This is a genomic window from Amycolatopsis sp. N2S4-7 (assembly GCF_058119595.1).
Genome location: NZ_CP172299.1, coordinates 1,444,946 through 1,458,275, shown reverse-complemented (window position 1 = coordinate 1,458,275; position 13,330 = coordinate 1,444,946). Strand labels below are relative to the sequence as shown.

General features: G+C 75.3%; 4 protein-coding genes. All 4 read left to right on the top strand.

All coding sequences use genetic code 11. From position 1 onward, the window contains the following. Positions 1-29: 29 nt before the first annotated feature. The 4 genes from ACH54P_RS06610 (at position 30) to ACH54P_RS06595 (ending at position 13,324) form a co-directional block, all read left to right on the top strand. On the top strand, positions 30-743 hold the full coding sequence (locus tag ACH54P_RS06610; RefSeq protein ID WP_489911431.1) for a type 1 glutamine amidotransferase domain-containing protein: 714 nt from the start codon (positions 30-32) through the stop codon (positions 741-743). Between the two features lie 369 nt (positions 744-1,112). Next, positions 1,113-4,544, top strand: a complete 3,432-nt coding sequence (locus ACH54P_RS06605; RefSeq protein WP_489911430.1) for a non-ribosomal peptide synthetase — start codon at positions 1,113-1,115, stop codon at positions 4,542-4,544. Between the two features lie 57 nt (positions 4,545-4,601). Then, the gene (locus tag ACH54P_RS06600) at positions 4,602-8,042 is read left to right on the top strand and encodes an acyl carrier protein (RefSeq protein ID WP_489911429.1); all 3,441 of its coding nucleotides are present in this window, start codon (positions 4,602-4,604) and stop codon (positions 8,040-8,042) included. Further along, positions 8,039-13,324: a type I polyketide synthase gene (locus ACH54P_RS06595; protein ID WP_489911428.1), complete on the top strand. Its 5,286-nt coding sequence runs from the start codon at positions 8,039-8,041 to the stop codon at positions 13,322-13,324. The genes ACH54P_RS06600 and ACH54P_RS06595 overlap by 4 nt, the downstream gene beginning before the upstream one ends. The last annotated feature ends 6 nt before the right edge of the window (positions 13,325-13,330 follow it).

Sequence of the window (13,330 nt, the reverse complement as noted above, 5' to 3'; positions counted from 1 at the left end):
ACGGGCCCCGCGGACAAGGAACCTCAGTGATGGCACGGATTCTCCTGATCGTCTCGGCCGCCGACCACCTGCGGCTGGCCGACGGCACCGACCACCCGACCGGCTTCTGGGCGGAGGAGGTCGCCGAGTCCCACCGGGTGCTCACCGAGGCCGGGCACCGCGTCGACGTCGCGACGCCGGACGGGCGCCGGCCGTCGCCGGACCCGGTCAGCCTCGACGAGCGCGGCGGTGTGGATTCCGAGGCGGCCGCGAAGTACCGCGCCTACCTCGAGACGATCGACGGGGCGCTGGCCGCGCCGCGAAAGCTCGCGGACGTCGCCGTCGCGGACTACGAGGCGTTCTACCTGCCCGGTGGGCACGCTCCGATGGCCGACCTGGCCGTCGATCCCGCCCTCGGGCGGCTGCTGGGCGGCGCCGACGCCGAGGGCAAGATCGTCGCCGCGCTGTGCCACGGCGTCGCCGGGCTCCTCGCCGCCCGGCGGGAAGACGGGTCGTTCCCCTTCGCCGGCCGCGCGATGACGGCGTTCAGCGACGAGGAGGAGCGCCAGGGCGGGCTCGGGGAGAAGTCCCCGTTCTTCGTCGAGTCGCGGCTGCGCGAGCTGGGTGCCGACGTCACGACGGGGGCGGCCTGGTCGAGCACCGTCGTCGCCGACCGGAACCTCGTCACGGGCCAGAACCCGCAGTCCAGTGTGGACACCGCGGCCCGGGTGGCGCGGGTGCTCGATTCTGGATCGATTTCGTGAAAACGCCACCGCGGGCGTGCCGGAACACCATTTCCCGAATCGGCGGTCGGTGAATATCCGACCGGCCAATAGGACACATCAGACATTGTCACGCGGAGTATCCGATCAGGCGGGGACGGTGTTCGTGAACGCGGTGGCCGGCGTTGTTCGAGGCCAGATCGCTCTTGATCGCGTGGCGAACTGCTGCGTCCGGTCCAGGATCGATAGGACATTCGGAGGAACTCTGCGGATTACGTACCCCCAGGCGGCTTCGTGAGCCTTAACCTTGCGTGATTCTTCACCATGAATCGCACTGGGGAGTGAGATGAAGCCGACGTCACCGCTGGGGTTTCCGCGCGCCTATTCGCCGGCGGGAGCCGAAGCCAAGCGATGACGCAAGCCGGCTGCATCAGACGTTTCGCAGGAATCGCCCGGCAGTCGCCCGACCGGATCGCCGTCGTCGAGCCCGGCTCGGTGGTGAGCTACGCCCGGCTGGCCGCGCTGGCCGGCGGGCACGCCGCCCGGCTGCTCGACGCCGGCGTCCGGCCGGGTGAGTTCGTCGGCCTGGTCACCGGGCACGGCACGCGGGCGATCGCCGCCATCCTGGGCACGTTGTCCGCCGGGTGCGCGTACGTCCCGCTGGACCCGACGTTCCCGCGGGACCGCCTCGCCCACCAGGTCGCCGCGGCGCGCGTGTCGGCCGTCCTGGCCGACCCCGAGCACGTCGACCTCGCGGAAGCGTTGTGCCGCACCGGGTCCGCCCGGGTCGTCCGGGCCGGGGAGGACACCGCGCCGCTGCCGGAGCCCGGCCCGGACCCGGACGCGCCGGCCTACGTGCTGTTCACCTCCGGCTCCACCGGGACGCCGAAGGCGGTCGCGCAGACCCACCGCAACCTGCTGCACGTGGTCGACAACCAGATCGCGACCCTCGGCATCACCGCCGCCGACCGCGTCAGCCTGCTGGCTTCCTTCGGCTTCGACGCGGCGATCCCCGACCTCTACCCGGCGCTGCTGACCGGCGCCGCCGTGGTGCCGGTCGACGTGCGCGCCCACGGCGTCGCCCACGCGGCGCGCGAACTCGCGCGGCACGAGGTGACGGTCTACCACTCGACGCCGACGGTCTACCGCTACCTGCTCGACGCCCTCGAAGGCGACCTGCCGTCCGTGCGGACCGTCCTGCTCGGCGGGGAACAGGCCACCTACGCCGACGTCCGCCGCGGCCGCTTCGCCCCCGGGTGCGTGTTCGTCAACGGCTACGGCGCGACCGAGGTCACCTTCGCCGCGCAGTACCGGCTGACCGCCGCGGACGTCGGCCCGGACGCCACCGGCCCGCTGCCGATCGGCACCGCGTTGCCGGGCTACGCGGTCGGCGTGCTCGACGGCGGCGAGCTCGAAGTCCGGAGCCGCTACCTGGTCGACGGCTACCTCGACCGGCCGAGCCCGGCGTTCGGCACCACCGCCGAAGGCGTCCGCACCTACCGCACCGGCGACCTCGGCCGGGTCCGGCCCGACGGGAACCTCGTCTGCCTCGGCCGGCTGGACCGGCAGGTGAAGGTGCGCGGGTTCCGGATCGAGCTGACCGAGGTCGAGGCGCGCCTCGGCGAACAGCCCGGGGTGGCCGAAGCCCGGGCCGTCGTCCGCGACGGCGAGCTGCTCGCCTACGTCGTCCCGGCGCCGGGGACGCGGCCGGACCCGACCGCGCTGCGGACCGCGCTGGCCGAGGTGCTGCCCGCGCACGCGGTGCCGTCGGCCGTGACCGCGGTCGCGGCGTTCCCGCTCACCGTCACCGGCAAGCTGGACGAGGACGCCCTCCCGGACCCGCGGCCGGCGGCGCCGGCCGCGGCCGGGCCGATGACCGACGCCGAGCGCCGGGTCCACGCCATCTGGTGCGCGGTGCTGGGGCACGACCGGTTCGGCACCGGAGACGCGTTCTTCGACGTCGGCGGGCACTCCCTGCTGCTGGGCCGGGTCCAGCAGCGGCTGGCCGCGGAGTTCGGGGCCGACGTCCCGCTGCTCGGCCTGCTGGAACACCCGACGGTCGCGACGCAGGCCGCCTACCTGGAGGCGTCGGACAGTCCCCGCGTGACGGTGGCGGAGCGGGGCGAGGACGAGCCGGGCAGCGACCTGATCGCCGTCGTCGGCCTCGCCTGCCGGTTCCCCGGCGCGCCGGACGCGGACGCGTTCTGGTGGAACCTCTGCGCCGGGGTCGACGCGATCCACGACTACACCGACGATGAGCTGGCCGCGCTCGGCATCGGGCCCGGCCTGCGCGGCGACCCGGCGCACGTCCGCGCCGGGGGACGGCTCGACGGCGTCGAGGACTTCGACGCCGGGTTCTTCGGGTTCACCGCTGAGGAGGCCGCCCGCACCGACCCGCAGCACCGCCTCTTCCTCGAGACGGCCTGGCGGGCCCTGGAGGACGCCGGCCGCGACCCGGCGAAGGAGCACGGCCCGGTCGGGGTGTTCACCTCCGCCGGGGTGAACCGGTACTTCCTCTTCCACCTCTTCGGCAACCCGGCCGTGAGCGGGGACGTCGACCCGGACGACTGGGAGGGCCGGCTCCTCGGCCGCCAGCTCACCGACCACCTGCCCGGCCAGGTCGCCTACCGGCTCGGGCTGACCGGGCCCGCGGTCGCCGTCCAGAGCGCCTGCTCCAGTTCGCTGGCCGCGGTGGGCCTGGCCGCGCAGAGCCTCGCCGAGTTCCGGTGCGACCTGGCGATCGCCGGCGGGGTGAGCGTCACGTGGCCGCGGTACCGCGCCGGCGGCCTGGCCTCGCCGGACGGCCGCTGCCGGTCGTTCGACGCGGCGGCCGACGGCGCCGGCTTCGGCTCCGGCGCCGGGGTCGTGGTGCTGCGGCGGCTCTCCGACGCGCTCGCCGACCGCGACCACATCCACGCCGTGCTCCCGGGCTGGGCGATGACCAACGACGGCGCCGAGCGGGCCGGGTACGCCGTGCCGGGGCCGGCGGGCCAGGCGGCCGCGATCGCCGAGGCACTGGCCGTGGCCGAGGTCGACCCGGCCGAGGTCCGGCTGATCGAGGCGCACGGCAGCGGCACCCCGCTGGGCGACGCGATCGAGGTGGCCGCGCTCAACCGCGTCTACCGGGACCTGCCTCCCGGCACGTGCGCGCTCGGCTCGGTCAAGACGAACATCGGGCACCTCGACGCGGCCGCCGGGGTGGCCGGCCTGATCAAGGCCGTGCTGTCGGTGCGCCACGGCGTGATCCCGCCCAACCTGCACTTCACCGCGCCGCACCCGGAGGCCGACCTGGCCGGCGGGCCGTGTTACGTGCCCGTCAAGGCCGTCGACTGGCCGGATGCGCCGCGGCGGGTGGCCGGGGTCAGCGCGTTCGGCCTGGGCGGCACCAACGTCCACGTCGTCGTCGAGGAGGCGCCGGCCGCCGGGCCGCGGGTCGCCGCCGCCGGCCCGCACGTCCTGCCGGTGTCGGCGCGGGACCGCACCGCCCTGCGCGAGGCCCTATCCGCGTTGCGCGACCGCCTCGCCACCGATCCGCCGGACCTGGCCGACGCCGCCTACACGCTGGCCGTCGGCCGCCGGGAGTTCGCTTGCCGCGCGGCCGTGGTCGCGACGACGGCGGCGGAGGCCGTCGAGGCGCTCGACGGCCTGCTCGCCGAGGAGTCCGAAGTGGCCGGACCGCCCGGTGCGGCCCGCGAGCTGGCGGCCCGCTGGGCCGGCGGCGCGAGCGTCGACTGGGCTGCCCGCCACGACGGCGCGGAGCCGGGCCGGGTGCCGCTGCCCGGTTATCCCTTCCAGCGCAGCAGGTTCTGGATCGATCCGCCGGTCCTGGGACACCACCCGTGACCCGCACGCACGTCCACCCGGCCGCCACCGCGGCCGTTCCGAACTGGGGAGTTCACCGTGACCGACACGCTGCCCGTCGTGGGCATCCACGGGCCGCCGCTGTCCTATCCGGACACCACGGTCGCCGGCCTGGTCCTGGCGCAGGCGCGGCGGACGCCGGACGCGCTCGCCGTGCGGCAGGGCGGCACCCGGCTCACCTACGCTGAGCTCGTCGCCGCGGCCTGGGGAGTGGCCGCCGCGCTGCGCGAACGCGGCGCGGGCCCGCGGACGCGGGTCGGGGTGTGCGCCCACCGGCGGCCCGCCCTGGTCGCCACCGTGCTGGGCGTCCTGGTGTCCGGCGCCTGCTACGTCCCGCTCGAACCGGGCGGGCCGCGGGCCCGGTTGACCGGGATCGCCGCCGACGCCGGGATTTCGCTCGTGATCGGCGACGCCGCGGTCGCGGAGTTCGGGGCCGTGGCGGGGATCGAAGCCCTCGACGTGCCGCCGCCGGCCGCTCCCGGCGGCTGCCCGGCCGGGCCGGCCGACCCCGCGCACGTGCTCTACACCTCCGGTTCGACCGGACGGCCGAAAGGGGTGCTCACCAGCCACCGCAACATCGTCGCGTTCGTCACCGGCTTCGCCGGCCGGCTCGGCGTCGGCCCCGGCACCCGAGCGCTCGGCATCTCTTCACCCGGCTTCGACGCGTTCACCATGGACGTCTTCGTCCCCCTCTCCGTCGGCGGGTCGGTGCAGCTGGCCGGCTCGGCCGACCGCGCCGACCCGGAACGGCTGCGCCGGTTCCTCGTCGAGCACGACGTGAACTGGGGGTTCATCACGCCGACCCTGCTGTCCCTGCTCGACCCCGCCGACGTGCCCGGCTGGCGGACCGTGGCCTGCGGCGGCGAGCCGGTGCCCGCCGAGCTGGCCGCCCGCTGGCTGCCCGGGCGCCGGTTCTTCCACGTCTACGGCCCGACCGAAACCACCGTCGTCGTGGTCACCGACGAGGTGACCGGCGTGCCCGCCGACCCGCTGCCGCTCGGCACACCGACGCCGAACCACCGCGCGTGCGTCGTCGGCGACAACCTGCGGCCCGTCCCGCCGGGCGAGGTCGGCGAGCTGGTCGTCGGCGGGCCCGGCGTCGCCGCGGGCTACCTCGGCAGCCCGGAGCTGACCGCGCGGAAGTTCGTCGACAACCCGTTCTCCCCGGGGGAGCGGCTCTACCGCACCGGCGACCTGGCGCGGCTGCGGCCCGACGGCAGGCTGGAGTTCGCCGGCCGCGCCGACCGCCAGGTGAAGGTCCGCGGGCAGCGGATCGAACTCGGCGAGGTCGAGGCGGCGCTGGGCACGCACCCGGACGTCGAGGCCGTCGCGGTCGAGGCCGTGCCCGGTCCGGGCGGCACCCGGCTGGTCGCGTTCCTCAGCCCGGCGTCGGCACCGTCCGACGAGGACATTCACGCCTACGCGGGGGACCGGCTGACCGAGGCGATGCGCCCGGCCGCGATCCGGCGCCTGGACGTGCTGCCCGTCAACCCCGTCACCGGCAAGATCGACCGGCCGGCACTGCGCGCGCTCGCCGGGACCGAGCCGCACGAGGACCTGGGCGGCTCGCCGGTCGCCGAGGTGTGGCGGCGGGTGCTCGGCGCGGGTGCCGGGTCGGACTTCCTGCTGGCCGGTGACTCGATCGCGGCCATGCGGCTGGTCGCCGCGCTGCGGAAGGACCTCGCGGCCGACGTCTCCGTCGAGGACGTCTTCGCCGGGCGGACCCTCGACGGGCTCACCCGGCGCGTGGCCGCGGCCCCTCCGCTCGCCGGAACCGGCCTGACCACCGGGCACGCGCCCACCCTGTCCCCACCGCAGCGCCGGCTGTGGTTCCTCGACCAGCTCGCCCCGGACGCGGCGCCGTACAACATCTCGATGGCGTTCCGGCTGACCGGCCCGCTCGACGTGGGCGCGCTGCGGACGGCTCTGCGCGCGGTGGCCGGGCGGCACGACGTCCTGCGCTGGCGGATCCGGCCGGTCGACGGCGTCCCCCAGGCGGACTGCCTGCCGCCGGACGACGTCCCGCTGCCGGTGGAACCGCTGCCCGAAGCCGTCCTTCGCGAGCGCCTGGCCGCGGAAGCGGCGACGCCGGTGCGCCTCGACCGCGAACCGCCGTGGCGCGTGCGGCTCTACGAGCTCGGGCCCGAGGACCACGTGCTCGGCTTCACGCTGCACCACGCGGTGTTCGACGGCTGGTCCCAGGACGTGCTGTGCGCGGACCTCTCCGCCGCCTACCGCGGGGAGCCGCTGCCGCCGGCGGCCGCGTCCTACGCGGACTACGCGGTCTGGCGCGCCGATCGCGACCGCCGTCGCGAAGCCGTCGACCTCGCCTGGTGGACCGGGCACCTGGCCGGTGCGCCGTCCACAGTGGACCTGCCGCGCGACCGGCCGCGCCCCGCCGTGCAGACCTACCGCGGCGCGACCTGCTTCCGGGCGTTCCCGGACGGCGTCGCGGAAGCCGCGGGGGACCTGGCCACCCGCACGGGAACCACCCGCGCCGGCGTGGTGCTGGCGGCGTTCGGGCAGCTGCTGCACCGGCTCACCGGGGCCGACGACCACCTGGTCGCCACCGTCGTCGCGGACCGGCAGCTCGCCGAAACCCAGGACGTCGCCGGATTCTTCGTCGACATCGTGCCGGTCCGGCTGCGCGCGGGGGAGGCGGACTTCACCACGCTCGTCCGGCGCGCCGGCGAAGAACTGCTGGCCGCCACCGCGCACCCGGCGGCGCCGATCGACCGGCTCGTGGACGCGCTCGGCGTGCCCCGCGACCCGGCGCGGGCGCCGCTGGTGCAGGTGATGGTCAACGTCCTCAACTTCACCGAACCCCGGCTGGACCTGGCCGGGGTGCGGGGGACGTGGCTGCCGGTCGAAAAGCCCGGCTCGCCGTTCGACCTGACGGTCTACGTCCTCGAGCGGGGCGTCGAGCTGCTCTACAACCCGGACCTGTTCGACGCGGCCCGGATGACCGCGCTGGCCGAGGACTTCACGGCGCTGCTCGCGGCGGTGGTGGCCGAGCCGGACCGGCCCGCCGGGACGTGCGCGCCGGAGCTCCCGCGCCCGGCCGTCCGGACCGCCGCACCGGGTGCCGCGGCCCGGCTCCGGTCCGGACCCGCGGTCGTCGCCGACCCCGCCGCGCTGGCCGCGACGGAGGCGCTCATCGCGGCGGCCTGGCGGGAGGTGCTCGGCCTCGAGACCGTCGGCGTGACCGACAACTTCTTCGACGTCGGCGGGCATTCGCTCGCCCTGGCCAAGGTCCACGCCGAGGTCACCGCCCGGCTGGGCCGCCGCATCCCGATGGTGGACCTGTTCACCCACCCCACCGTCCGCGCCCTCGCCACCCACCTGCACGCGGGCGCCGCGCCGAACCCGGAGCTCGCCCGCGCCGCCGAGCGGGTCGCCGCCCGCCGGGGGCGCACCCCGTCCAGAAGACCCCGCCGCAGTGCCGGCACGACCGGCCAGGAACAGGAGCGACCGCAGTGACCCACGACCTCGAACCCGACGCCGGCGCCGAGCCGATCGCGATCGTCGGGATGGCCGCCCGCGTCCCCGGTGCCGGCGACCTCCGGCAGTTCTGGCGCAACCTCGTCGACGGCGTCGAGTCCATCAAGCCCGCCACCCGCGAGGAACTGCTCGCCCGCGGCGCCGATCCGGCCACTTTGGACGATCCCAGCTGGGTCAACGCCACCACGGTGGTCGACGGCTTCGACGAGTTCGACGCCGAGCTGTTCGGGATGACCAGCCGCGAAGCCGAGATCACCGACCCGCAGCACCGCGTGTTCCTCGAAGCCTGCCACTCGGCGCTGACCGACGGCGGCTACGACCCGGCCCGCTACGGCGGGGCGATCGGCGTGTACGGCGGCACCGGGCGGACCGGCTACCTGATCGAGAACCTGCTGCGCAACCAGCGGGTGATGGCGTCGCAGCACGGCGGCATCGGGATGTCGACCGGCAACCAGCCGAGCTACCTGACGACGTCGGTGTCCTACAAGCTCAACCTGCGGGGCCCGAGCCTCGCGGTCCACACGGCGTGCTCGACGTCGCTGGTCGCGGTGCACCTGGCCTGCGAGGCCCTGCGCAACGGCGAGTGCGACATGGCGCTGGCCGGCGGCGTGAACCTCGAGATGCCGCACGGCATCGGGTACATGGGCGTGGAAGGCTTCACCTCCCCGGACGGGCACGTGCGCGCGTTCGACGCCGGTGCCAACGGCACGGTGTGGAGCAGCGGCGTCGGGGTCGTCCTGGTCAAGCGGCTGTCCCAGGCCCTGGAGGACGGCGACCACATCCGGGCCGTCGTGCTCGGCAACGCGATCAACAACGACGGCGCCACGAAGGTCGGCTTCTCCGCGCCGAGCGTCGCCGGGCAGACCGAGGCGATCGCGCAGGCGGTCGGGATGGCCGGGGTCGACCCGCGCACGATCGGCTACGTCGAGGCCCACGGCACCGGGACCGCGCTGGGCGACCCGATCGAGATCACCTCGCTGTCCACTGTGTACGGACACGGCGTCCCGGACACCGCCTGGTGCGCCATCGGCTCGGTCAAGTCGAACATCGGTCACCTGTCCCAGGCGGCCGGCGTCGTGGCGCTGATCAAGACCGTGCTGGCGATGGAGCACGGGCTCATCCCGCCGACCATCAACTACGACGAGCCCAATCCCGGCATCGACTTCCCGCGCAGCCCGTTCTACCCCGCGCGGACCGTGACGAAGTGGGAGCCGGCCGCCACCCCGCGCCGGGCGGGCGTGAGCTCGTTCGGCGTCGGCGGGACCAACGCCCACGTGGTGCTGGAGGAGGCGCCCGCGCCGCAGCGGACCCGCCGCCCGCACCCGGCGCACCTGCTGCGGGTGTCCGCGAAGACCGCCGACACGCTCGCGGCCGCGGTCGAGCGCCTCGCCGACCGGCTGGCCGGGGACGTCGACCTCGACCTCGCCGACGTCGCGCACACCCTCGCGGCCGGGCGCACCGAACACCCGCACCGGGCGGCCGTCGTCGCCCGCGACCCGGAGGACGCCGTCGACGGCCTGCGCGATCCCCGGCGTCTCCTCACGGCGCAGGCGGGCGAGCTCAAGGTGGCCTTCCTGTTCTCCGGGCAGGGTTCCCAGTACGCCGGGATGGGTGCCGAGCTGTACCGCGGCGAGCCGGTGTTCGCCGCCGCCGTCGACGAGTGCTGTGAGCTGGCCGGCGTCCCCGGCCTCAAGCAGCTGATCTTCGAACGCGGCGGGGACACGGCCCTGCGGGAGACCCGGTTCACCCAGCCCGCCCTGTTCGTCGTCGAGTACGCCCTGGCCAAGCTGTGGCGCAGCTGGGGCGTGCGGCCGGGCGCGATGATCGGCCACTCGGTGGGCGAGTACGTCGCCGCGACCGTGGCCGGGGTCTTCACCCTGGCCGACGCGCTGCGGCTGGTCGTCCGGCGCGGCGAGCTCATGCAGGCAATGCCCGCCGGCGCGATGCTCGCCGTCCAGCTGGACGAAGAGGCCGTGTCGAAGCGGCTGCCCGGGGGCTTGGCGATCGCGGGCGTCAACGGCCCGGGCACCTGTGTCGTCGCCGGGCCGTCCGACGCCGTCGCGGCCTTCGCCGCGTTGCTCAAGTCGAGTGACGTGCAGTGCCGCGAGCTGGTGACCTCGCACGCGTTCCACTCGCCGATGATGGACCCGATCCTGGCGGAGTTCACCGAGGCCGTCGCCGCGGTGCCGCGGTCGGCTCCGTCGCTGCCGTTCCTCTCCAACCTGACCGGCGGCTGGATCACCGACAGCGAGGCCATCGATCCGGGCTACTGGGCCGCGCACCTGCGCCAGGCCGTCCGGTTCGGCGACTGCGTCCGGACGCTGTTCGCCGGGGGAGACCGCTGGGCGCTCGTCGAATGCGGCCCGGGCCACCAGCTGGCCGGGCTCGCCCGCGGCCAGGTGCCGAAGGGTCTCCCCGCGCCGCAGCCCAGCCTGCCCGGCCGCACCGAGCGCGACGGCGACGTCGAGACGCTCTACGCCGCCGCGGGTCTGCTGTGGACACACGGCGTTTCGATCGAGCCCGCCACCTTCGGTGCGCCCGGCCACCGCGTCCCCCTGCCCGGCTACCCCTACGCCCGCAAGCGGTACTGGGTCGACCCCGATCCGGCCGGGACGGTCGCCGAGCCCGAGCGGCCGAGCGGGCCGCTGCCCCTCGACGAGTGGTTCGCCGTGCCGTCCTGGCGCCAGGACGGGCCGCAACTGCGGCGCGAGCCGTTCGCCTCGTGCCTCGCGTTCGTCGACGACGACGTCCTGCCCGGCCTCCTGCGGGACGCCGGTGCCCGGGTCACGGAGGTCCGTCCGGGCGACCGGTTCGCCGCCGCCGAGAACGGCTTCACCGTCCGGCCGGGTGTGCGCGAGGACTACGACGCCCTGGTGGCCGCCCTCGGCGAGCGCCCGGAGCGCGTGGTCCACGCGTGGGCGCTCGGCGGGACCGAGACCGGCATGGCCGCCCAGGACCGCGGGTTCTTCAGCGTCCTCAACCTGGTCCAGGCCTGGGGCGAGCCGGTGCGGATCGACGTGCTGAGCACGGGCACCGCGGACGTCACCGGCGCCGACCTGACCCGGCCGGAGCATGTGACCCTCGCGGGCATCGCGCGGGTCGTCCCCCTCGAAGTCCCGGGCACGGTCGTGCGCCGGATCGACGTCGAGAGCGTGTCCGGCGAGGTCGTGGCCGAGCTGTTCGGACCGGCCGGCGCGCCCGAGGTCGCGCTGCGCCGCGGCCGCCGCTGGGTCCTGGAACACACGCAGCTCACGGTGCCCGAAGCGGCGGCGCCGGTGCTGCGCGAAGGCGGCCGGTATCTGATCACGGGCGGGACCGGCGGGATCGGCATCACCCTCGCCGAGGACTTCGCGCTGCGGGTGCGGGCCAAGCTCGTCCTGCTCACCCGATCCGGCCTGCCGCCCCGCGGAGAATGGGATGCGTACGCCGGCGACGACCGGACCGGCCGCGCGATCCGCGCGATCCGGCGGATGGAAGCGGCCGGGGCGGTCGTGCACGTCCTCGCCGCCGACGTCACCGACCCGGCGCGCCTGCGGGAGGTCCGCGAACTGGCCGAGCGCGAGTTCGGCGGGCTCGACGGCATCGTGCACGCGGCCGGGCTGCCCGGCGGCGGCGTCGCCGAGGTCAAGGAACGGGCGGCCGCGGAAGCGGTGCTCGCGCCGAAGATCGGCGGCACCCTCGCCCTGGCCGAGGCGTTCGCCGACCTGCCGATGGACTTCGTCGCGCTCTGCTCGTCGGTCACCGCGGTCTCCGGCGACTTCGGGCAGGTCGACTACTGCGCGGCCAACAACTTCCTCGACGCCTACGCCCGCGGCGACCACGGCTGGCGGGCCCGCGTGGTCTCGCACAACTGGGGTGGCTGGGACGAGGTCGGCATGGCCGCCGAAGTGGCCGCGCCGACGACGATCCGCTCGACGCGCACGAAGGCGGACGGCCCGGTCGCGCACCCGGTGCTGACCACGCGCACGGGCGACGCCTGCCACGGGCTGGTCTCGGCGGCGGGGCACTGGCTGCTCGACGAGCACCGGATCGCCGGCGTCCCGGTGGTCCCGGGCACCGGCCACCTGGAGACCGTGCGGGCTGCGGTCGAGGCGGCCCTGCCGAAGCCCGGGGACGGTCACGTCGTCGAGCTGCGGGACGTCGCGTTCCTGGAGCCGTTCTCGGTGCCCGAAGGCACGGTGGCCGAATACCGGGTCGGCTTCGACGGCGACGGGTTCACCGTGACCAGCCGGGCGGCCGGGGTGACGAAGGTGCACGTCCGCGGCTCCGCGGGCTGGGTCCCGGCGCCCTCGGCGTCCACTGTGGACCTCGACGCGGTGCGCACCCGGACCCGGGTGCTCGACGACGGCAACGCCTTCGGCACCGGCCGGACCAGCATGGTCACCTTCGGCCCGCGGTGGGCCGCGCTGCGCACCCACCACGTCGGCGAGCACGAGGAGCTGGCCTCGCTCGTCGCGCCGGTCTTCGACACCGGCTGGGTGCTGCACCCGGCCCTGCTCGACGTCGCGACGGCGTTCGGCCGCGGCCGGGGGAGCGGCACGTACCTGCCGATGAGCTACGGCCGGGTGGTCGTGCACGACGCGCTCCCGGCGAGCTTCCACAGCCACCTGCGCTACCGCGACGGCGGTGGCGACCAGGTGATCGCCGCGGACCTGACGCTGTGCGGCGACGACGGCCGCGTGCTGGTCGAGATCGAGGACTTCGTCCTGCGCCAGGTCGACGAAGACGCGGTCGGCGGCGGGCTCGCGGCCCCGGCCCGCGGGTCCACTGTGGACGACTCGGCCGGGATCCGGCCGGTCGACGGCGCCGAGGCGTTCCTGCGGGCGCTGACTCCCGGCCTCGGCGGCCAGGTCGTGATCAGCACCCGCCCGGTGCGCGACCTGTTCGCCCGCCGGGTGACCGCCGAACTGCTCGAAGAGCCCGAAGAGGTCGCCGAGGCCGCCCGGCCGCAGACCCAGGACGACTACGTCGCCCCGCGCACCGACCTCGAAGCGGAGATCGCCCGCCAGTGGGCCGAGGTGCTCGGGGTCGAGCGCATCGGCGTCCACGACGACTTCTTCGCCCTCGGCGGCAACTCGCTCGTCGCCATCCAGCTCATCGCCCAGGTCCGCAAGACCACGGGCGCCCGGCTGGCGATGAAGACGCTGTTCGAATCCTCCACGGTGGCCACGCTGGTCGAGCGGATCGAGGAGCTGCGGAGCGACACCGCGCCCGCCGCCGAACCCGTCCCGGCCACCACCATCCCCAAGCTCGAGCGCTGAAGCAGG